The 21,361-nt window shown below is 69.9% G+C and carries 19 protein-coding genes; 5 read left to right on the top strand and 14 right to left on the bottom strand.

Going from position 1 to position 21,361, the window contains the following annotated elements:
* Window positions 1–43 precede the first annotated feature (43 nt).
* Window positions 44–952: a septum formation family protein gene (locus ACN27B_RS30115; RefSeq protein WP_422742691.1), complete on the top strand. Its 909-nt coding sequence runs from the start codon at window positions 44–46 to the stop codon at window positions 950–952.
* 141 nt (window positions 953–1,093) lie between these two features.
* Here the strand turns inward: ACN27B_RS30115 and ACN27B_RS30110 are convergent, their stop codons facing one another.
* The 3 genes from ACN27B_RS30110 to ACN27B_RS30100 form a co-directional block, all read right to left on the bottom strand.
* Complete coding sequence (locus ACN27B_RS30110) at window positions 1,094–1,474, bottom strand: hypothetical protein (protein WP_422742689.1); 381 nt, start codon at window positions 1,472–1,474, stop codon at window positions 1,094–1,096.
* Between the two features lie 234 nt (window positions 1,475–1,708).
* On the bottom strand, window positions 1,709–2,350 hold the full coding sequence (locus ACN27B_RS30105) for a DUF7003 family protein (protein WP_422742687.1): 642 nt from the start codon (window positions 2,348–2,350) through the stop codon (window positions 1,709–1,711).
* 157 nt (window positions 2,351–2,507) lie between these two features.
* Entirely contained in the window at window positions 2,508–3,122 is a 615-nt protein-coding gene (locus ACN27B_RS30100) for a hypothetical protein (protein ID WP_422742685.1), read from the bottom strand.
* 251 nt (window positions 3,123–3,373) lie between these two features.
* Between ACN27B_RS30100 and ACN27B_RS30095 the strand changes: the two genes are divergently transcribed.
* Entirely contained in the window at window positions 3,374–4,210 is an 837-nt protein-coding gene (locus ACN27B_RS30095; protein WP_422742683.1) for a hypothetical protein, read from the top strand.
* Between the two features lie 48 nt (window positions 4,211–4,258).
* Here the strand turns inward: ACN27B_RS30095 and ACN27B_RS30090 are convergent, their stop codons facing one another.
* Window positions 4,259–4,711 carry a hypothetical protein gene (locus ACN27B_RS30090; RefSeq protein WP_422742681.1) on the bottom strand — a complete coding sequence of 151 codons (453 nt, stop codon included), beginning with the start codon at window positions 4,709–4,711 and terminating at the stop codon, window positions 4,259–4,261.
* A gap of 523 nt (window positions 4,712–5,234) precedes the next feature.
* Window positions 5,235–5,792 (bottom strand): helix-turn-helix domain-containing protein, encoded by a 558-nt coding sequence (locus ACN27B_RS30085; RefSeq protein ID WP_422742679.1) that lies wholly within the window; start codon window positions 5,790–5,792, stop codon window positions 5,235–5,237.
* A gap of 76 nt (window positions 5,793–5,868) precedes the next feature.
* Here ACN27B_RS30085 and ACN27B_RS30080 point away from each other — a divergent pair, with 76 nt between their 5' ends.
* Window positions 5,869–7,488 (top strand): FAD-dependent oxidoreductase, encoded by a 1,620-nt coding sequence (locus tag ACN27B_RS30080; protein WP_422742677.1) that lies wholly within the window; start codon window positions 5,869–5,871, stop codon window positions 7,486–7,488.
* Window positions 7,489–7,622: 134 nt separating this feature from the next.
* Here ACN27B_RS30080 and ACN27B_RS30075 read toward each other — a convergent pair whose 3' ends face one another.
* Window positions 7,623–9,185, bottom strand: coding sequence for a S8 family serine peptidase (locus tag ACN27B_RS30075; RefSeq protein ID WP_422742675.1), 1,563 nt, complete (start codon window positions 9,183–9,185; stop codon window positions 7,623–7,625).
* A 1,360-nt stretch (window positions 9,186–10,545) separates the two neighbouring features.
* Here ACN27B_RS30075 and ACN27B_RS30070 point away from each other — a divergent pair.
* Window positions 10,546–13,248 (top strand): penicillin acylase family protein, encoded by a 2,703-nt coding sequence (locus tag ACN27B_RS30070; RefSeq protein WP_422746126.1) that lies wholly within the window; start codon window positions 10,546–10,548, stop codon window positions 13,246–13,248.
* Window positions 13,249–13,410: 162 nt separating this feature from the next.
* On the opposite strand, the gene ACN27B_RS30065 is transcribed toward ACN27B_RS30070, so the two are convergent.
* From ACN27B_RS30065 to ACN27B_RS30050, 4 genes are read right to left on the bottom strand one after another with little or no spacing between them, the layout of a single operon-like run.
* Window positions 13,411–13,755 carry an ArsR/SmtB family transcription factor gene (locus ACN27B_RS30065; RefSeq protein ID WP_422742673.1) on the bottom strand — a complete coding sequence of 115 codons (345 nt, stop codon included), beginning with the start codon at window positions 13,753–13,755 and terminating at the stop codon, window positions 13,411–13,413.
* Between the two features lie 16 nt (window positions 13,756–13,771).
* Window positions 13,772–14,668: a metal ABC transporter permease gene (locus tag ACN27B_RS30060; RefSeq protein ID WP_422742671.1), complete on the bottom strand. Its 897-nt coding sequence runs from the start codon at window positions 14,666–14,668 to the stop codon at window positions 13,772–13,774.
* Window positions 14,661–15,494 carry a metal ABC transporter ATP-binding protein gene (locus ACN27B_RS30055; RefSeq protein ID WP_422742669.1) on the bottom strand — a complete coding sequence of 278 codons (834 nt, stop codon included), beginning with the start codon at window positions 15,492–15,494 and terminating at the stop codon, window positions 14,661–14,663. The genes ACN27B_RS30060 and ACN27B_RS30055 overlap by 8 nt, the downstream gene beginning before the upstream one ends.
* Window positions 15,494–16,507: a metal ABC transporter solute-binding protein, Zn/Mn family gene (locus ACN27B_RS30050; protein ID WP_422742667.1), complete on the bottom strand. Its 1,014-nt coding sequence runs from the start codon at window positions 16,505–16,507 to the stop codon at window positions 15,494–15,496. The genes ACN27B_RS30055 and ACN27B_RS30050 overlap by 1 nt, the downstream gene beginning before the upstream one ends.
* 44 nt (window positions 16,508–16,551) lie before the next feature.
* Between ACN27B_RS30050 and ACN27B_RS30045 the strand changes: the two genes are divergently transcribed.
* On the top strand, window positions 16,552–17,064 hold the full coding sequence (locus ACN27B_RS30045) for a flavin reductase family protein (protein ID WP_422742665.1): 513 nt from the start codon (window positions 16,552–16,554) through the stop codon (window positions 17,062–17,064).
* A gap of 8 nt (window positions 17,065–17,072) precedes the next feature.
* Here ACN27B_RS30045 and aztD read toward each other — a convergent pair whose 3' ends face one another.
* From aztD to aztB, 4 genes are all read right to left on the bottom strand, one after another.
* On the bottom strand, window positions 17,073–18,254 hold the full coding sequence (gene aztD / locus ACN27B_RS30040; protein WP_422742663.1) for a zinc metallochaperone AztD: 1,182 nt from the start codon (window positions 18,252–18,254) through the stop codon (window positions 17,073–17,075).
* A 93-nt stretch (window positions 18,255–18,347) separates the two neighbouring features.
* Window positions 18,348–19,259: a zinc ABC transporter substrate-binding protein AztC gene (gene aztC / locus ACN27B_RS30035; RefSeq protein WP_422742661.1), complete on the bottom strand. Its 912-nt coding sequence runs from the start codon at window positions 19,257–19,259 to the stop codon at window positions 18,348–18,350.
* Window positions 19,256–20,449: a hypothetical protein gene (locus ACN27B_RS30030; RefSeq protein WP_422742659.1), complete on the bottom strand. Its 1,194-nt coding sequence runs from the start codon at window positions 20,447–20,449 to the stop codon at window positions 19,256–19,258. The genes aztC and ACN27B_RS30030 overlap by 4 nt, the downstream gene beginning before the upstream one ends.
* On the bottom strand, window positions 20,446–21,324 hold the full coding sequence (aztB, locus tag ACN27B_RS30025) for a zinc ABC transporter permease AztB (RefSeq protein WP_422746124.1): 879 nt from the start codon (window positions 21,322–21,324) through the stop codon (window positions 20,446–20,448). The genes ACN27B_RS30030 and aztB overlap by 4 nt, the downstream gene beginning before the upstream one ends.
* Window positions 21,325–21,361 lie beyond the last annotated feature (37 nt).

Genomic DNA, 21,361 nt, shown 5'->3' with positions numbered 1-21,361 from the left:
CTCCGGGTGGCATATGCTGCGCCGGCGCGACGGGGAGGGTGGCATGCGGCGGTGGCGGGTACGGGTGGTGGTGGCCGCCCTGGCCGGGGCGGTGACGGTGATGGCGGGGTGCGGGGCCCCGGCCGGGCTGGACGGGGACCTGACCGACGACTGGCGGCCCGCCGCGGCGGCTGTGCAGTTCACCCCGAAGGTGGGCGACTGCCACGTGATTCCCGAACCGTCGAGTTACCTGGCCAGCTACCAGCCGGTCGACTGCACGCGGTCGCACCTGCTGGAGACCTTTCACCTGGGCACGTTCACCGGCGCGGTAGCTGAACGGGAAACCCCGCCGCTGGTGGGCTCGGCGGTGCTGCGACCGGCGTTTGCCGAATGCGACGCGAAGGCGACCGCGTTCGTCGGTGGTGACTGGCGGGGTGCTCGCCTGACGGTGCAGGTCGCGCCTCCGTCTCCGGGCGGGTGGCACGGTGGCAGTCGGTGGTTCCGGTGCGACATCTTCGTGCTGGACACGGCCGACGGCGGTTCCGCGCGACGGCATCCGGACGACCACCCGGTGCAGCACTCCGGCAGCCTGCGGGACGAGCTGAAGGGCCCGTCACCGCTGGCCTTCGGGTGCCTGAACGAGGACCGGTACGGCGCCTTCGAGCAGACCGGCTGCACCCGGCCGCACACGTTCGAGTACGTCGGCTCGTGGACAGCGTTCGGCACCTCGTATTCGGATGCGGGCCGCGACGAGGACGGCGTGCACGCGAAATGCCGGGTCCTCGTAGCCCGGTATGCGAAGGTCCCGGTCGACGGCGCGCTGCGCTACCGGACGGGCACTTCCTACCTGGTGCCGTCCGCGGAGGCGTGGGCGCGCGGCGACCGGGGGATCCGCTGCTTCTACTGGTCGGGGGCTCCGAAGGTGACCCGCTCGATCAAGGGCGGTGGCACAAAAGCCCTGCCGGTCGGCTGAGCGCGATGCGCCGACGGAGGCAGGCGGGAAGGTCGGGCGAGCCGGGCCGGTCCGGCCGTCCACCGTCGCAGTCAGCCGCGAGTCGCGCGGTCATACCGAGATGAGTGCACAGATCACATAACATTCGGCCTGAGCCGGGCTCTATCGAAGACCGAAGTCGCTGGGAGTCTCGGCCGCTTTGGCCCTGAATGCCTTATCCAGATTCTGCTCCGCTGGGCCGAGAAGGTCATAGAACTGACGTTCCCGCGATCCAGCGTATTCGATGTCCGACTCATGGTTCAAGACGTCAGTCAGGAGGTCAGCAAGCTCGGACAGGCGGAAGTATCGCATCGCGTCGATCGCCCGTCTCAAGCGGAAAGGCTCGTTGACCTCCACGGCGAAGCCCAAGCCGCCGCCCATGGCCGAGTTGTAGACACGTAACAGGAAGGAAAGGTGCGCAATCCCTGGCGGTGTTCCTTCAAGGGCTTGACCGTCAGCGCCGTAGTCGGCGACACGGTTCCAGATGACTGCGAGATCGTCCAACGCGGCCCACCTCCACGTCTCATCCTCCGCGTCCGTCATCGTCACCGAGTTCCTCTTACTCCCACCGATACAGCGCACGATTCAATCACGCTAGCCCCTTACCGTTGCACATCCTCTTCTGCCGCCGATCGGGCGCGGCCGGTTTCACCGCAGCCATGGCGGCGGGATCACGAGCGCAGACGGTACAAGTCATGGGCTCTTCTGCTACGAGGTGAGCGGCTTGGTCCGGCCCGGCTACAGGCTTCCCGAGTCCGGCCAGTTGGACCAGTGGGTGTTGGGCGGCAGGCTCGGCGCGTATCGCCTGAGGTCGCCGGTTGTCAGGACATCGGCAATCTGGCGGAAGGTCTCAGACTCGCTGGGTCGTAGCCCGCCGGCCAGGTCGGGGTGGTTCCACTGGTCCAGCCGGAGCACCTCGGGTATGTCGACCCGGATTCGGCGCCGCAGTTCTTCCTCGTCGGCTAGGAGAAGCTCGCGATGGCGTGGAACGAGCCGGCGCAGCACGTCGACCAGGTCCTCGCCCGGCTCGGCCGCAAGGGCGATCGTCTGGCCACGAACCACTACCGGTCCTCCCCGGTAGGTCTCGGGCTCGTCGGGGTCTTCTATCTCGTCCCAGTTGTCGATTCGGTCGAGAAAGTCACCGTTGCCATAGCCAGGTTCGCCGCTGGTTAGGCAGTTGCCGAACACGTGGAGCACGTCGGTGAGGTTGCCGGCCCGTGGCGAATAGCCGACCGCCTCGACGATGAGGGCCCACTGCTCATCGTCACGATATCCATGCAGCCGAACGTCAACAGCGTAGTTGTAGCCGTGGCCCAGGTCCGGAAACAGGAACTCCTCGGCTGCGGCGTCGAACTGTTCGAGGACCTCGACCGAGCGCATAGCCGAGCAGTGTAACCAGGCACGCCCGTGACCCGAGACGCCCGCACATGCCGCGAAGCGCTCGTTAGCGAAGGTGACGTCGCTGCCGGACGTTGGCGTTCGGACGTGCTGATGACGGTGTCCGAGGCATCGTCGCGAGGCCGGGCCATGCTGGATTTCAGCGGGTCGCGCCGGCCGAAACGAGGACGGCGGACGGGAACCGGTCCTGTCGGACATGACGAAACCCGACGGTCAGCGCGTCCGGCGGCAGTTTCAGGCTCTCCATGATTCCGGCGTGTTGTCCCTCGGCGAATCGGTCGCCGTCTGCGTTTCGCAATGCCGCGGTGATTCCGTCGAGGTGTGGGGCGCCAACCGCGAACGGTGCGAAGGCTGCGGCGTCGTCGCCGAGCGGTCCTTCGGGGAGTTGGCCGGGCGGGAGCACCTTGCCGTCGAGCCGTGGCTTGAACTCTCCGTCGTCGTCCTCAAACCACTCGACGATCATTGCCAGATCAGAAACGTACCGATGTGTCAGGACACCGTCGTGGAACACACAGCACTGCACCACGTCCGAATCGAAGACCGCGGAGGTCAGCACCGGGCAAGCCAGCCGCTTGCCGACCAGCGTGGCGATCGGCCGTAGCTCGGCGACGCCGAAGGCGCCTTCTCGGGGGATGACGGCTACCCGGTCATCGACGACGGGCACGACCAGGGCCCTGCGTCCGGTCGCGGTGACCGCCTCCACGACCGCCGTGAACTCCGCCGCGACCAGCACCGTCTCGTAACTCGTACCCATCCTGGCCCCCGATCATGGGTTGATCCGCGAAGGCTACCCCCGACCCGGAACGCCAAAGCGCAGGTGGCGCTATGCCTCAGGCAGTCTTCGGTCTGACTCTTCTGCCGCGAGTCGCGCGATCACGCCCGATGACAGCACGCGTGATCAAGGGCTGCGCCGTCGCAGTCGTACGCGCACCGGCTTTGCGATGCCGGCCACGTCCTGTCAGAAGCCGGTTGTCGCCGCGGCGCGGGTGGCTTACCGTGCGCGGCGTGCCGTCGACGCTGTGGGAATTCCAGAGCTTGTTCGTCGAGCTGCGGGATGGTCCGGCTGCGGGTTGGGGTGGCGAGGTGTTGCAGCCTTGGCTAGATGGGCGTCCTCACCTCGTAGCCGAGTTGCACGAGCTGGGCCGTCCGGACAGCCGTCGGGTGAGTGCTCCGCGCGAGGGCAACCACTACACGGCCCTGGAAGGGTTGTACGCGTTCAGTCGCATCGTCGATGTGCTGCTGTCGGCCTTTCAACCGGGCAACTCCGATCCGCAGTTGCTGGACTGGACCAGCGGCAAGCCGTGGTGGCGGGGCACCATTCCGGGGACGTCGGCATGGTCGGCGTTTCGCGCGGCGATCAGGGCGGCACTGCTGGCCGAGTCTTCATTCCACCCGTTCTTCCATGAGATCGTTTCGGTGCAGGTCAGCGACGACGCTGACGAGCCGCCGAGCGTCATCGGCGAGTTCTGGCCGGGCGCGATCGTCGGCAGCATGCTGGTGGCCCGGACAGGCGTGGCGGTCCGGGCCGGCGCTCACCACCTCGACGCCGACGTGGCGGCACGCTCGGCGCTGTACTGGGCCTGGTGGCGGCGTAACCGCAGGGTGGTGGATCCATCTCACGGCTGGGGTCACAACTCCCAGTGGAGTACTGATTTTCGTCGCGACTACATCGCCGAAGGTCACCTGTACTACAACGTCGACGCCGATCCGTCGAGACAGCCGAACCGAGACCTGAACGACGCGGACCGGATCGACCTACTCAGGTACCGGTGCAGCATCCGAACCGATCTTGGCACCGATCAATGGCCGTTCGACGACACGTTCGTCGAGCAGGCACCGTAGAGCCGCCCGAGGCGCGCACATGCCGCATGGCCAGCGCGGAGGGGCGGCTCAGTCGAACCAGTTGAAGAGCAGGTCACCGAGTCGACTCGGTTGGTGGTAGGCGACATCCTGGCGTTCTTCTTCGGTAAGAAGATTTAGGTGTCGGTCTTCAAGCGGCTGATTCAGCTCTGCCGTGGTGGCGAGCCGCAGCGCTGCGCGGCGGTAGGTCTCCCCGTCGGGGACGTCAACGAACACCGCGTTGACCATGTGGGGATCTTGTCGTTGGGCTCCAGCGACCAGGAATGCCGCAGCGTTGAAGAGGATGCTCATGGGCCTGCCATCACGAAGTCGCACACCGACCCTGTAGTGGTTTCGGCCGGTCATCGGCTCCTCGACCGAGGTTGTGACCACACCGCCGACTGCCCTGGTGCTGGCGTACACCATGGCCAGCCAGGTAGCACTGGCCGCCTGATCGAGGTGCGGTTTGGTCACTCCCGCCCGGAGCAAATGGATGATCTCCACGCAGGGATCATCCGGCACTGCGGCGCCGAAGACGCATCTCAGGAGCCGACGCCCCCACGCTGTGTTGAGGCCGGCCCTCGTGCACGCATCTGCTCCCACGCCTTCCTCCTCCACCAGACCGAACCGATGTCAGCGAGGAGGGCAACGCTTCTTTGAGCTGGGCAGACCCCTCTTGAGCCTCTCCCCGCCACGGTGACCGGCGGACGCACGCCAAATGAGAGCCACACCAGAACGACGGTGGGCAGCCGATGAGAGAGCGACCCGCCGGTCACCTCGACCTAGCCTGGCCGGGCTGCGGTCGTGGCACCAGTAGATAAGAAGCCGATGAGCGGGCACGTCCTCACGTTGTCGGGGCCCCATCGACGCCGTGTCTGTTGATCATCCCGTCCCGCCCGGCAAGGAATTTCGTCGGCGATTTCGGCCGGAGCATGGTCGTTTCTGACCGACGCGGCGGTTGGCGTACCGGAACTTGCGCAACGCTTGACCCGAGATGTGAAGAGGCGGCAGCTTGCCCGGTCCGCGCTCACTGGTGTAGATGTGCGCGCTGTCCCTCGCGGTCGAAGATCATGATCAGCTCGGCCGGCCCGTCGAGCGCTGTCATCGAGTGTGGGGTCATCGTCGAGAACTCGGCTGCCTCGCCCTTCTCGACCTCGATCTTCCGCTCGCCGAGCCACAGCAGCACCCTGCCCTCGAGCACCAGGAACCAGTCGTACCCCGGATGGACCCGCTGGGCCGGCATCGTCGCCTCCGGCTCCAACCGGACCTTCATCGCCATGGTGCGCCCATCGACGCGGCTCAGTGGCCACGTGGTGCGTGAACCCGAACGGTGCTGCACGGGACGGATCACCACGTCCTCGTCGCTGGTTGCCTCGAACAGGACGTCGAGGCTGACCTGCAGCGCGCCGGCCAGGGGCACGAGCACATCGAGACTGAGCGTCCGTTTCCCCGTTTCCACCCGGCTGATCGTCGACGGGCTGAGGTTGCTGCGCTGGGCGAGTTCGTCCAGGGAGTAGCCGAGCGTGGTGCGGATGCTCCGCAACCGCGTGCGCGCCAGGCGCTCCACCTCACTGCGGTCGTTCATCTCCCCAGCATCGAGGCCTCTTGCGGATTTCGCAAGGCGTCTGTCACATGCCGCCAGGTGTTCCTACGCTGGACCCATGACGGACCATGCCCACGAGACACCCGAACACACACCGCACCAGAGCCTCGTGCGCAGGTGCGACGTCGCCGTCATCGGCGGATCGGCGGCCGGGTTGGCGGCCGCGCTGCAGCTCGCTCGTCAGCGACGCTCGGTCATCGTCGTCGACGACGGCACACCACGGAACGCGCCGGCGGCACACATGCACGGCTACCTCGGACGCGAGGGCACCCCACCCGAGGCGATGCGGGCCATCGGGCGGGAGGAGGTCCGCAGCTACGGTGGCAACGTCCTGACCGGCCGTGTCCTGGCGGTGCGGAAAGAGGACGACGGGTTCCACCTCGCCCTCTCAGGCGGCCACGGCCTCGTCGCACGCCGGATCCTGGCCGCGACCGGCATCGTCGACGAGCTTCCCGACATCGAGGGCCTCACCGAGCGGTGGGGCGCTCAGGTGTTCAACTGTCCGTTCTGCCACGGCTGGGAGGTTCGCGACCTGCGGGTCGTGCAGATCGTCACGACGCCGATGGGACTGCATCCGACCCCGCTGGTGCGGCACCTGACCGACCAGTTGACCGTGGTGCTGCATGACGCGACGGGGATCGACCCGGCCGCGGTGCAGACCCTCGTCGCCTCCGGGGTGCCGGTGGTCGAGGGTGCGGTGCGCCGGGTGGCCGACGCCGGCCCCGACGGGTCACTCGTCGTCGAGCTCGCCGACGGCCGCAGCCTGCCGGCCGACGCGATCCTCACCGGGGGCCGGTTCCGTCCCCGGGTCGAGATGCTCGCCGGGCTCGGCGTCGACACCACCGCCCATCCCAGCGGACTCGGTCACCTCGTCGCGGTCGACCCCACCGGACGTACCAGCGTGGAGGGCGTCTTCGCCGCCGGGAACCTGACGGACCCGAGCGCCCAGGTCCTGCAGTCCGCCGCGAACGGCAGCTGGATCGGCGCCCAGATCGCCTTCAGCCTCGCCGGCGAGGACACCTCGGCGGGTGTCCGCCCCTCCGGCGTCGCGATCGAGTGGGACGGCCGCTACGGGGATCAGGAACGCGTGTGGAGCGCCAACCCGAACGGCACCCTCACGGCGGAGGTGGCGGATCTGCCCCCCGGGCGGGCGCTCGACGTCGGCGCGGGTGAGGGAGCCGACGCGCTCTGGTTGGCCGAACGAGGTTGGAAGGTGACCGCCTCCGACGTCTCCGCCAGGGCACTCGACCGCATCCGGGCCGAAGCGGAACGTCGCGGGCTCGACGTGCGCACGTTGCACCGCGACGCCAACGACCCCGCCGCGTACACAGACGAGACCTACGACCTCGTCTCCCTGCAGTACGGGTCGTTCCAGCGCACCCCCGAGCAGCGCGGACTGCGCAACCTGCTCGACGCCGTGGCCGTCGGTGGGACGCTGCTCGTCGTCGGCCACGATCTGTCCTGGCTCCAGCAGCCGTCGGACCCCGGCGAGCAGACCCGCATGTACGACCCGGAGGCGTACGTCGGCATCGACGAGATCGCCGCCGCCCTCACGGCTTCGGGCGACTGGCGCATCGACGTGAACGAGAGTCGCCCGCGCCCCCCGGGGGCGATCAGCACACACCACGTCAACGACGTCGTGCTGCGCGCCGTCCGACTGGACCACCGCAGGAAGTAAGGACAACCCGACCGTCGCAAGGAGTGAACGGGAGGCGGAGCGGACAGCCAGATAACGACAGGTGCGGCCGGCTCGCGTGGCAGCGAGCCGGCCGCACCGTCACAGTGTCCGCTCCGTGAGGCGTGAGCGGATGGTCAGACGGTGAGGGTCCAGGTGTTGAGGTAGCCGGTGTCGGCGGAGTAGACGTCGCGCACCTGAAGTCGCCAGGTGCCGTCCGCCGCCTCGGAGGAGAGGTTGACGGTGTAGGTGGCGTTGACGTTGTCGGCGCTGTCGGAGCCGCTGCTGTTCTTCAGCCGGTAGCTGGTGCCGTCCGGGGCGAGCAGGTCGATCACCAGGTCACCACGGTAGGTGTGGACGATGCTGACCGCGACGGTGGCGGTCGCGGAGGCGGCGCGTCCGCAGCCGGAGATGGTGACGGCGCTGGTCACGGCCGAGCCGGCGTCGGGGATCGCCACGTCGGTGCCGTTGGTGCCGGTGCAGCCGGTCGGCGGGGGCGGGGGCGGCGGGGTGCTGCCGTTGACGACGTAGAGCAGCTTGTTGGGTGAGCCGCTGCCGGGGTTGGTCACCACACTGCTGGTGGCGTTGGTCACCAGGTAGTCGCGGACCTGCTGCGGGGTCCAGGAGGGGTTGGCGCTGGCGACCAGTGCGGCCGCGCCGACCACGTGCGGGGTCGCCATCGAGGTGCCGCTGATCGTGTTGGTGGCCGTGTCGCTGCTGTTCCAGGCCGAGGTGATCGACGAGCCGGGCGCGAAGATGTCCAGGCAGGTGCCGATGTTGGAGAAGGACGATCGGGCGTCGCTGCTGGTGGTGGAGCCGACCGTGATCCCTTCGCCCACCCGGGCGGGTGAGGTGTTGCAGGCGTTCGCGCCGGAGTCGTTGCCGGCGGCCAGGCCGTAGGTGACGCCGGAGGCGATGGAGTTGCGCACGGCGGCGTCCAGGGTGGTGTCGACGCCGCCGCCGAGGCTCATGTTGGCCACCGCGGGCTTGACCGCGTTGGCGGTGACCCAGTCGACGCCGGAGACGACGCCGGCGGTGGTGCCGCTGCCGGAGCAGTTGAGCACCTTGACCGCGACCAGCTGCACCCCCTTGGCCACGCCGTACGCGGAGCCACCGACGGTGCCGGCGACGTGCGTGCCGTGGCCGTTGCAGTCGGTGTTGTTGCTGTCGACGGTGTTGGTGCCCCAGGCGGCCCGCCCGCCGAAGGTGCCGTGCGTGGTGCGGATGCCGGTGTCGATGATGTAGGCGTGCACGTTGCTGGCCGTGTTCGGGTAGGTGTAGGAGCTGTCCAGCGGCAGGTTGCGCTGGTCGATCCGGTCCAGGCCCCAGGACGGCGGGTTGGTCTGGGTGGCGCTGATCGACACGGTGTGGTTCTGCTGCACGTACGCCACGGCCGGGTCGGCGGCGATCCGCGCGGCGGCGCGCGCGTCGACCCGTACCTCGAAGCCGCGCAGCGCGGCACCCCAGGTCCGGGCGACCGCCCCACCGTGCCGGCCGGTCAACCGCCGAGCGGTGTCTCCGACGCGGGCCCGGGTGACCGAGGCGTCCTTGAACACGACGAGGTAGCTGTCGGCGACGGCGGTGGCGCCGCCCGCCTCCCGGACTACGCCGACCCGGTCGGCCGCCATGGCGGGGGTGGCCGCCATCAGCATCGTCAGGGCCGCCGCCCCGACGAGTGCGGACTTGCACGATGGACGCATCGCATTCCTCCTCCAGCCGGAGCCGGGTCGTCGCGCTGCGGTAGCAGTCCGATCGACCGACACCGATTGGTGACGATCATAGGAGTCGTTTTCCCTCCAGGTACATAGCAAATGATGGATATTTCGAGGGTATGGCGGGCACCGGCCGCGCCGTCGCGTGCCATCAGCGCCGGGACCGGCTCTCGCCGGCTCCGTGTCGCCGCTCGGATGGCATTGCGTCCACTTCCGCCGCCGCGAGCGGGCCCACGGCTACAGTAACGCTCATGAAAACGGCAATCACTAGGGTGTGCCCGGAGGGTCAGCGGTGAAGGTCGCCTTCGTCGGCAAGGGTGGCAGCGGCAAGACGACGCTCGCCGCCATGGTCACCCGCCACCTCGTGGGCCGCGGCCCCGTGCTGGCCATCGATGCCGACATCAACCAGCATCTGGCGGTGGCCCTCGGCGCGCCTGCCTCCGTCGCCGCGCAGCTGCCGCCGCTCGGAGAGCACCTGCCCGAGATCAAGGAGTACCTGCGGGGGACGAACCCGCGGATCGGCTCCGCCGCCGAGATGGTGAAGACGACCCCGCCCGGCGCCGGATCCCGGCTGCTGCGGGTGGCGGAGGACAACCCCGTCTACGCCGCGTGCGTCCGAGACGTCGGCGGCGTGCGCGTCGCGGCGACCGGGGCCTTCACCGCGGAGGACCTCGGTGTCTCCTGCTACCACTCCAAGGTCGGTGCGGTGGAGTTGCTGCTCAACCACCTGCTCGACGGGCCGGGGGAGTACGTGGTGGTGGACATGACCGCCGGGGCCGACTCGTTCGCCTCCGGCTTGTTCACCCGCTTCGACCGCACCTTCCTGGTCTGCGAGCCGACCCTGCGCAGCGTCGGTGTCTACCGGCAGTACGCCGGCTACGCCCGCGACTACGGTGTCGCCCTGTCCGTGGTCGGCAACAAGGTCGAGGACGCCTCGGACGTGGACTTCCTCCGCGAGCACGTCGGCGCCGATCTCCTCACCTGGGTGAGCCGGTCGGCATACGTGCGGCGGGCCGAGCGCGGCGCGGTCGAGCCGCTGTCACAGCTGGAGCCGGCCAACCGGGCGGTCCTGGCCCAGCTCGCCGACGCGGTGGACGGCACCGTGCAGAACTGGGATGCCTTCACCCGCCATGCCCCACGAGTTCCACCGCCGCAACGCCGCCGCGTGGGCCAACGACCGCACCGGTGTCGACCTCACCGCCCAGATCGACCCCGACTTCCAGCTCGGCCCGGTCCGGTCGAGCGTCCCCGACGCGGTATCCGCCCCGATCTGCTGATCGGGGCGGTCGCCGCGGGCGACCTGATCGTCGGGCGCAGGGGCTGGGGCTGGGCACTAGCATCTCGCGACATGAGTGCCGTACACCTTTCCTGGGCCCGGGTGCGCAAGGTCGCCCTCTGGGTGGTGGCAGTCCTCCTGGTGCTGTGCCTCGTGCTCGCCCTCACCGCGGTCTGGGCGGTCCGCCGCTCGTTCCCGCAGCAGGACGGCGCGCTGCGGCTCCCCGGACTGACCTCGCCCGTCACCGTGTACCGCGACGGCCACGGCATTCCCCAGGTGTACGCGAAGACCAGCGACGACCTGTTCCGCGCCCAGGGCTACCTGCACGCGCAGGACAGGTTCTGGGAGATGGACTTCCGCCGCCACGTCACCGGTGGCCGACTCGCCGAGCTGTTCGGGGAGAGCCAGGTCGAGACCGACAGCTACCTGCGCACGATGGGCTGGCGCCGGGTCGCCGAGCAGGAGTGGCAGCTCCTGTCTCCGGACGCGCGGCGGCATCTGCAGTCGTACGCCGACGGCGTGAACGCCTGGCTCGCCGACCACGACGGGGGTCGGGCGAGCCTGGAGTACACGGTGCTCGGGCTGCAGAACTCCGGCTACACGATCGAGCGGTGGAGCCCGGTGGACAGTCTCGCCTGGCTCAAGGCGATGGCGTGGGACCTGCGGGGCAACATGGACACCGAGATCGCTCGCGCGGCGCTGTTCGCCGCCGGACTGACGCGTCCGCAGGTCGAACAGCTCTACCCGGCCTACCCGTACGACCGGAACTCACCCATCGTCGACGGGGGAGCCGTCGTAGGTGGCGTCTTCGACCAGGACGCCGGGCCCGTCCCGTCCGGGGCCTCGACGGCGCCCACCAGCGGCGGCGGCCAGGGCGGCGGCGGCCCGGACGAAGCCGGGACCGGCGGCGGTGGCACCGTCGCCGCGCGGACCGTCACCGAGCTGGCCGACGGCCTGTCCCGGCTGCCGGTCATGCTCGGCAACGGCGGCTCGGGCATCGGCTCGAACTCGTGGGTCATCGGTGGACGGCTGACCGCCACCGGCAAGCCGATCCTGGCCAACGACCCACACCTGAGCCCGAGCATGCCCGGCATCTGGTACCAGATGGGTCTGCACTGCGAGTGCGCGTTCGACGTCGCCGGGTTCACGTTCGCCGGCGTCCCCGGCGTGGTCATCGGCCACAACGCCCGTATCGCCTGGGGCTTCACCAACCTCGACCCCGACGTGACCGACCTGTATCTCGAGCGGGTGGACGGCGACCGGGTGCAGGTCGACGGCGAATGGCTGCCCCTTCAGACCCGCACCGAGACCATCGAGGTCGCGGGCGGCAAGCCGGTGTCGATCACGGTACGCACGTCCCGGCACGGTCCGCTGCTGTCGGACGCGTCGGCGTCGCTGCGGGACATCGGCCGCCGGCCTCCGGTCGACCCGGCCGGCTCGCCGGCCGGCGTGGCCGCCAGCCCGCAGCTCGTTCCCGGGCGTCCGGCACCGGACAGCGGGACTCGGGGCGACGGCTACGCCATCGCCCTGAGCTGGACGGCGCTGCGGCCGGGTCGGACCGCGGAGGCTCTCTTCGCCCTCAACACCGCGGCGAACTGGACCGAGTTCCGCGCCGCCGCCGCGTTGTTCGAGGTGCCCGCACAGAACATCGTGTACGCCGACGTGGCCGGCAACATCGGCTACCAGTCCCCCGGTCGGATCCCGGTGCGCGGCAAGGGCGACGGGAGGTGGATGAGCCCGGGCTGGGATTCGGCGTACGACTGGAAGGGTTTCATTCCCTTCGCCGAGCTGCCGAGCGTCCTCAACCCGTCCGGCGGCTACCTGGTCACCGCCAATCAGGCCGTCGTCGGCCCCGGCTACCCGCGCCTGCTGACCAGCGACTGGTCGTACGGCTACCGCAGCCAGCGCATCCGCGACATGATCACGTCAGCGCCCGGCGCGATCACCGTGGCGGACGTGCAGCGCATGCAGTTCGACAACCGCAACGGCTTCGCGCCGACCCTCGTACCGGCGGTTGTCGACGCTCTCGGCACGGCGACCGACCCGTCCGACGACGCCCGCGTCACCGCCACCGGTCTGTGGAAGGACTGGGACTTCCAGCAGCCTGCCGACGGCCCCTCCGGCAGCGCCGACGCGCGCCGGTCCGCCGCGGCCGCGTACTACAACGCGACCTGGCGCCACCTGCTCGCCGGCATCTTCGACGAGCTGCCCGCGAGCTACCGGCCCGACGGCGGCGACCGGTGGTTCGAAGTGGTGCGGGGACTGCTCGCCCAGCCCGGGTCCCCGTGGTGGGATCGCCAGGACACCCCGGCCGTCGAGCGGCGCGACGACATCCTGCGCTCGGCGGCGGCCGAGGCAGCCGCGGAGCTCCGCCGCGATCAGGGCGACCGGCCCGCCGACTGGCGGTGGGGTCGGATGCACATCCTGACCGCACGCAACCAGACCTTCGGCTCGTCGGGTGTCGGGCCCGTCGAATGGCTGTTCAACGCCGACCCGGTCGGGGTGTCGGGCGGCGACGCGATCGTCAACGCGACGGGTTGGAATGCCGCCGCGGGCTACGAGGTCGACGCCGTGCCGTCCATGCGGATGATCGTCGACCTGGCCGACCTCGACGCCTCCCGGTGGATCCAGCTGACCGGCAACTCCGGGCACGCGTTCCACCGCAACTACGACGATCAGTTGCCGCTGTGGCGCGCCGGCCAGACCCTGCCGATGCGCTGGGACCGGGCCGCCGTCACGGATGCGGCGACCCAGACGCTGACCCTGCGACCGTGACGTCGTCGCCCGACAGGGTCCGATCGGTCACGAGGCGTCCGCCCGACGAGCGCCGCGAACCGGATCGATGCGAGTTCCGGGACAGTCTCTACGGCGGCCCGGCCCCGTCACGGGCGGTTTCGACTTCACCGGGGGCCCACCCCCGGTGGGTCGTCGGCGGGATCAGTGCCGTGGCAGGGCTCCGCGGACCTGGTGCCCCGGTTCGCCGCCGGTCCCGGTCGTGACGAGGATGGCGCGCACCAGCAGGACGGCCGACGGGGTCGCGACGTACCGGACGTGGTTTGCGCTCCGGTGACGGCGGACGAGACCGGCGACCCGGAGGTGCCGTAGGTGTTTGGCGACCGTGGTGTATCCGACGCCGAGCCGTCCGGCCAGTTCGCCGGCCGTCGCCTCCCGATCGATGACCTCCAGGACCACCCGCAGGCGGATGGGCGAGGCGAGGGCCTGAAGAACGGCGGCGGCGGTCTCTATCGGCTCCTTCCCGGTGCTGCGGTCGCTCTCTGCCATGCGGCCGGTCCCGACCTCAGCGCGCCGCCGCGGACAGCGGGACCTCGGCGCGCCCGAGGGTGGCCCAACCGCGCCGGTGACGTCGTGCGCCGAGGATCCGGCAGACGATGTAGATCGTGAACGAGATCGTGGTGACGTAGGGGCTGATGGGAATGCTGCTGCCCAGGGCGAGCAGGATGCCGCCGACGACGGAGCCGACCGCGAACACAACGCTGAGCAGCGTGACGAGCGGCGGGGACGCCGTGACCCGCATCGCGGCCGCGGCGGGCGTGACGACGACGCTCAGCACCAGCAGCGCACCGACGATCTGCACCGACATGGCGACGGTCAGACCCAGCAGCAGCATGAACACCGACGACAGCGCCGCGACCGGTACGCCGCGCCCGGCGGCCAGCTCCGGATCGACGCTGGCGAAGGCGAGCGGGCGCCAGATCACCAGCAGGCCGATCAGGACCACCGTCGAGGTCACCAGCATCCAGGACAGCTGTGGTGTGTCCACGGCGACGATCTGACCGGTCAGCAGCCCGAACTTGTTCGCCGAACGGCCCTGGTAGAGCGCGAGGAACAACACGCCGAGACCCAGACCGAAGGGCATGAGAACGCCGATGATGGAGTTACGGTCCCGGGCCCGGCTGCCCAGCATCCCGATCACCAGGGCGGCGAGGACGGAGCCGATCAGGGATCCGAGCACGACGTTCGCGCCGAGCAGCAGCGCTCCGGACGCGCCGGCGAACGACAGCTCACTGATGCCGTGCACGGCGAACGGCATGTCGCGCATCATCACGAACGTGCTGATCAACCCACCGACGAGACCCAGCACCGCGCCGGCGATGATCGAGTTGTGGACGAGACCGAGCAACTCGCCGTAGTCGGCGAAGTTGAAGACGCGGTCCCACAGCCCGGGGTCAGACATGCTCCGCCCCGACCTCGGCGCCGTCGTGGTGATGGTGCGACTCGTCGGCCGGCGGAATGCCCGCGACGAGGATCCGTCCGTTGACGCGAAGCACCTCGATCGGCACCCCGTACAGGTCGGAGAGCGTCGCCGAGGTGAACACCTCCTGCACCGTTCCGCTGCGGAACCCGCCGTCGGCCAGGTAGAGAACGCGGTCCACGTAGGGCAGCACAGGGTTGATCTCGTGCGTGACGAACACGACGGCGGTTCCCTTCTCCCGGCGTCGCCGGTCGACCAACGCGGTGATGGTCTGCTGGCTGCGCAGGTCCAGTGAGAGCAGCGGTTCGTCGCAGAGCAGCAGGCGCGGGTCGGCCACCAGTGCCTGCGCGACGCGGATCCGCTGTTGTTCGCCGCCGGAGAGCAGTCCGACCGGCATGTCGGCGAACGCTGCGGCGTCGACCGAGCCGAGCGCCGCCGTGATCCGCGCGTCCCGCCCCGGGCGCCGGCCCAGGCCCCAACGGTGTCCGTCGAGGCCCTGCCCGACCACGTCGCGGGCGCGCAGCGGCGTCAGCGGATCGATGCGCCGCTGCTGCGGCACGTATCCGATGTCGTCCGCGCCGCGGCGCGGTGGCCGGCCGGACACGCGCAGCCGACCCGCGCTGAGACGCTGGAGCCCGAGGATCGCGCGGACCAGACTGGTCTTGCCCGACCCGTTGGCGCCGAGGACGGCGATGAACTCGCCGGCCTCGACGCGCAGGGAGAGCCCCGACCAGAGCCGCCGCGGGCCGAAACTCAGCCCGGCATCCTCGAACTCCAGCACCGGGACCGAGCGGTGGTCGTCCGGCATCAGCCCAGTGCGGTCTTGACGGCGGCGAGGTTCCCGCTCATCCACGAGACGTAGTCCTTGCCGGCCGGCAGCGTCTCGGTGACCGGGACCACGCCGACCGTGTTGTCCTTGGCCGCCTGGAGCACCTTCTCGGTCTCCGGTCCGGTCGTCTGCTCGTTGTAGGCCAGCAGCTTGACCTGCTTGCGGGTGAACAGGGCGAGGGTCTCGTTCAGGGTGCCGGCGGAGACGTCGGTGCCCTCCTCGATGGCCTCGCTGAACTCTTCCGGAGTCTTGTTGACCAGGCCGCACGCGTCCAGCAGGTAGCCCGGCACCGGCTCGGTGATCGCTACCCCGGCGCCGCCGTGCGCCGCCTTGATCTCGCCTGCGGTGGCTTCCAGATCCTTGAGCTTCTGCTTGAAGGTCGTCGCGTTGGCGGTGAACGTCGCGGCGTCGTCGGGCGCCGCGGTGGACAGCGCGCCGACGATCTGGTCGGCCAGCTTGCCCATCGACGGCAGGTCGTACCAGACGTGCTCGTTGAGCTCCTCGCCGCCGGTCGCCGCCTTGCCGGAGATCTCGACGGCGTTGAGCACCTTGGCGTCACTGTCGGCGGCCTTGAGCATCGTGTCGACGAAGTCGTCGTAGCCGCCGCCGTTCTCGATCACCAGGTCGGCCTTCGACAGCTCGAGTTGGGTGCGGGTGTTCGCTTCGTAGGAGTGCGGATCGGCAGACGGGTCGCTGATGATCGACGTGATCGTCGCCTTGTCGCCGGCGATCTGCCGCACGATGTCACCGTAGACGTTGGTGGACGCGACCACCGAGACGCCTGTCGATCCTGACGCCCCGGAGGAGGGCGTCGCCGCGTCGCCGTCGGAGGACGATCCGCAACCCGCACCGAGCATCGCCACCGAGATCAGGGCTGCGCTGAGAAGACCTGCGCGCTTATCGAACACCGGAACCGCCGCCTTTCCACGTCCGGTCAGCTGAAAAAGAGGTTCATTACCAGCAGGACGGTAGTGGTGGGGCGCGCGTGTCACAAGCCTATTGGAAGTGATTTCCATTATTATTGTTGCGTCGTGATATGACGATGTGTGCACCACTGGATGCCCGGCGTGTCGTCGCAGTCACCGCTCTCGCCGGACAGCGCCCGGTGGGTCTGGTGGTCGGCTCGTTCTTCTCCGTGTCGCTGGACCCCGCCCAGGTCGGCTTCTGTGTCGGGATCAGCTCCACCAGCTGGCCGCTCGTGCGCGCCGCGCCGTGTTTCGCGGTCAACGTGCTGGCCGCCGGGCAGCAGGACGTGGCGGCGGCGCTGTCCCGCCCCGGCGCCGCCAAGTTCGCCGGTGTCGCCTGGCGGGCGAGCGACGGGGTGCCGGTCATCGACGACGCGCTCGCCTGCCTGGAGTGCACCCTGGTCGCCGAGCATTCGGCCGGCGACCACCGGATCGTGGTGGCCGGCGTGCGCCGGGCACGGGTGCTGCGGCGGGCCGACCCGCTCGTGTTCCACCAGCGCCGGTTCGCCACCGTAGCCGGAGCCGGCCACGGCGCCGGTGACGGCACCGGCGGTGGAGACGAGGTTCGCCTCCACCGCCGGTGACCGGTGCGTCAGTGCGCCGAGAGCGTGCCGCTGATCTCGTTCGGGACCGCGTCGAGCGTCACCGACCCGACGACCTTGCCGGTGGTGAGGTCGAGCCGGTGCACCTTCTTGGTCGCGGGCTCGGTGACGTAGGCGTCGTCGCCGCGGACGAACAGGGCCGGGCGTGGCTCCTGCCACTCCATCGGCTCCTTCCACGCGCCGACCACCGGCCACGAGCTGGTCAGCTTGCCGGAGGTGGGGTCGACCACGTGCAGCTTGCCGTCGGTGCCGAGGATCAGGCCCTCGCCCTGCGGGCCGCGGGCCAGCGAGCGGAAGCTGTAGCTGACACCCTTGGGCATCGGCACGACCTGGAGCTTCTGGGCCGCCGTGTCGACGAGCGCGAACTGCTCGGGGAACTCGCGCTCCGCGTCCGGCTCGATCTTGTAGTCGCCGAGCAGGACCGGGGACTTCTCGCTGCCGACCTGGGTGGCGACGGCGCCGTACGCACCCGCGCTCTTGACCTTGACGAAGGCGCCGTTCTTGAACAGCAGCACGCCGTCCGTGCAGCCGAGCCCCACGATCTCACCCTGCGCGACTGCCTCGCCGTGGACGCCGGGGCATTCCTCGCTGCGGGCGATCTCCTTGCCGTCCTTGTCCAGCGCGATGGCTCCCGGGCGGGACTCCTCGGTGCCGAGGGTCACCACCATGGTGCCGTCGGCGAGTTCCACGGCCACGCCGTGGTGCGGCTGCGCGGTCTTGTACTGGCGGCCCTCCGGCTTGCCGTCGGCGAGCTTCTTCGGGTCGAAGCTGTGCACCTCGCCGGTGCCGTCGGTGAACAGGATGGTGCGGTCGCCGTGCCGCACCACGTGGCCCGGCTTGGCGCCCGGGTAGCTGATGTCGGTCATCTTGCCGGCGGCCGCGTCGAGGACCTGGAACCCGGACTCGGTGGAGACGAACACGCCCGTGTCGTTGCCGGCCGGGTTCACCCGGTTGAAGCCGGGCAGGGTGACGTTGTGCGCCACCTTCAGCGCCTCACCGTCGAGCACGAGGACGCCGCCGTCGTAGGTGATCGCCACCGGCTCCTTCACCGAGGCCGCTGCGGACGATCCGGCCGCCGGTGCGGTGCCCTCGTCCGAACCGGAACCGCACGCGGTGAGCGCCAGTGTGGCCGCCACCAGGGCGGCCGCGCCGCTGATTGCACGATGCCTCACGAACTTTTCCTCCAATTGATACTGACAATCATTTTCATTCACTGTACCGGAGGTACCTCCCGGCCTGACGCCGGGGGTCTCAGGCGGGGTGTCTCAGGCGGAGAGGCCGCCGATGATCGCTTCGGAGTTGGAGCGCATCATGCCCAGATAGCTGGGGGCGCCGCCGTCGGCCGCACTGAGCGACTCCGAGTACAGGGCGATCACCTTGACGCTGATGCCGGCCTCGGAGACGAGCACCTCGGCCAGTCTGGCCGGTTGTGAGGTGTCGACGAAGATCGCCGGCACCCGGTGGGTCCGGATCGCGGTGACCAGCGAGGCGAGATCCGACGAACTCGGCGACGCGAGCGTCGTGCCGCTCGGGATGATCGCGCCGACGACCCGGAAGTCGTAGCGGTCGGCGAGATAGCCGAACACGTGGTGGTTGGTGACCAGGACCCGGCGCTCCGCCGGGATGGCGGCGAACCGCCGGGTGAGGTCCGCGTCCAGCTCACCGAGCTTCTTCGCGTACGCGTCCGCGCGCTCGCGCACCACGCGGGTGTCCACTCCGTCGACGTGGTCGACGATCTCGTCGGCGAGCACCCGTACCGCCGTGGCCACCCGCGCCGGATCGGTCCAGAAGTGCGGATCCGGCAGACCGGCGGCGTCGCCGTCCCGGTACTCCATCGAGTCGATCCTGGTCCCCACCTCGACGGTGTGGACGCCCTCGGCCTTCGCCGCCTCGACGTGGCGCAGAACGCCCTCTTCGAGCCCCAGTCCGTTGTAGACCACCAGGTCGGCGGTCTGCATCGTGTGCGCCTCCCGGGCCGAGATGGCGAACGAGTGCGGGTCGGCGTTCGGCTTCATCAGCACGCTGACCCCGGCCTCGTCGCCGACGATCTCGTTGACGACGTCGCCGAGGATGTTCGTGGTGACCACGATGCGCGAGTGGGCGGGGGAGGTGCAGGCGGTAGCGCCGGTCAGCAGGGCAGCCACGACGAGCGCAGCGAGGAGCCTGGGTCGCCTCATCGGCCGACCTGCACGGTCAGATCCGGTCGCTCGGCGACCTTCAGCGTGCGGGCGGTGCGCAGCCCGTCGCGGTAGTCGATCTCGTGGATGACCCGGTTCCCGGGATCGGCGAGGTAGGCGCGGTCGGTGTCCAGCGTCAGACCGGCGGCACGCAGCGGCTTCTCGGCGAGGACCTTCCCGGTTCCGAGGTCGTAACTGATCAGCTGGTCGGAGGCGTCGAGGGCGAGCACGGTGCTGCCGTCCGCCGGGGACGCGGCGGCCACCAGTTCGCGGCCGGTGGCCGGTACGTACCGCAGGGTGGCCTTGGCGGCGTTCACCGACCAGATGCCGGTGCGATCCGCCACCGCGGCCTCGTTGCTGCGCGGCCGGTAGCCGAACCCGTCCGACGGGACCGGCGTGCGTGGCGAGGGCAGCACCTTGGCGGTCAGTTTGTCGCCCTCCTGCTTGACCCGGACGAGACTGTTCTGACACGCGATGACGGCGCCGCCCCGCAGGACGGCCCAGCCCCGCGGCGCCGCGCAGGGCGCCTGGAAGGCACCGGTCGGCCGGCCCTTCGCGTCCATGGCGACGATCCGGTCGGCCGGACGCCCGGGGTCGTCGCCCACGGCGACGAGAAGCTGCTCCGCGTACGGTACGGCCAGCGGCGTGGAGCTCTTCGAGTCGATCGTGGTCAGCTCGGCGACCTTGCCGGCCTCGAGTTCGCGTCGGTCGAGGACCGTCACCCTGCCGTCGGCGGTGCCGACCGTGGTGTGGGCTCCGAAGCCGGCGACCGTCCGGACCGGTGCGTCGAGCGGCAGCGTGCCGATCGACCGGGACGGTGCCCGGTAGTAGTGGACGTGGTCGGTGTGGTCGACGGTCCACACGCCGGCGTCGACGATCTCCAGGGTGCGGTCACCGTCGTCGACGTAGACGAAGCGGCCGTCCTCGGTGAGCCGCTCGGCGCCGACCGCCAGGCCCACCTCCTTCTCGGATCCGGTGGTCAGGTCGAGCAGGCGCAACCGCTGAGCGCCGCGGGCCGCGTACGCGATGGCCGACTGCGGCTCGGCCAGTTCCTCGGCGCCTTCCACGTAGCCGTGTGGCGTCTTCTCGACGTCCTGTGGTTGTTGTCTGGGCGCGCCGCACGCGGAGATCGCGAGCGTGAGGCCGAGGGCGGCCACGCCGAGGAATCGTCTGGTGGTGCCGATGATCACAACTTCCCTTCCGGTAGTGGGTTGGGGCTGGGCGTGGGGGCCGGCGACCGGCGGCGTCGCACCGCGGTCGTGAGCCGGCGCACGCCGAGAATCACGAAGAACATCAGTACGGCGACGGCGGCGATGGTGGCGCCGGCGGCGGTCGCCGCGTACCACGAGATCCACAGGCCGATCACGGTCGCGGCCGAGCCGATGCCGAAGCTGGTGAGCATCACCGCCGGGAGCCGCCGCGCGACGAGCATCGCCGCCGCCGAGGGCGCGATCAGCATGCCGAAGGCGAGCAGGGTGCCGACGACGCTGAAGGCGACCGCCATCGTGATGGTGAGCAGGGCCAGCATGACGGCGTTGGCGATCTCGGGGCGGAGGCCGAGGGTCCGGGCCTTGCGCGGGTCGAAGGTGAGCGCCAGGAACGGTCGGTAGCAGACCGCGGAGGCCAGCGCGACCACGACGGCCGCGCCGGCGAGCAGCAGCAGGTCGGGCCACCGGATCGCCAGCACGTCGCCGAACAGGAACGCGGTGAGGTCGGTGGCGAAGGACCGCGAGTGCGAGACGACGATCACCCCGACCGACAGCATCCCCACGAACAGCAGCCCGATGCTGGTGTCGCGCCCGAACTCGCGGTTGTGCCGCAGGGCGTTGACGCCGACCGCCATGGCGAACGCGCTCGCGGCGGCCCCGACGACGAGGTTGCCGCCGAGGATCGACGCGATGGCGACACCGGGCAGCATGCCGTGGCTCATCGCCTCGCCGAGGAAGGTCATGCCGCGGGCGATCACCCACACGCCGACCAGGGCGCACACCGCGGCCAGCAGGACGCCGCCGATCAGGGAGCGGACGACGAAGGACACGGTGAACGGTTCGAGGAGTGACGCCATCACCGGGTCGACTATAGTGCAACTGACAATCACTATC

It is taken from the genome of Micromonospora sp. WMMD754, from assembly GCF_049315235.1.
Classification (GTDB): domain Bacteria; phylum Actinomycetota; class Actinomycetes; order Mycobacteriales; family Micromonosporaceae; genus Micromonospora; species Micromonospora sediminicola.
The sequence above is the reverse complement of the archived record's forward strand: the minus strand, read 5'-3'. Positions and strand labels throughout refer to the sequence as shown.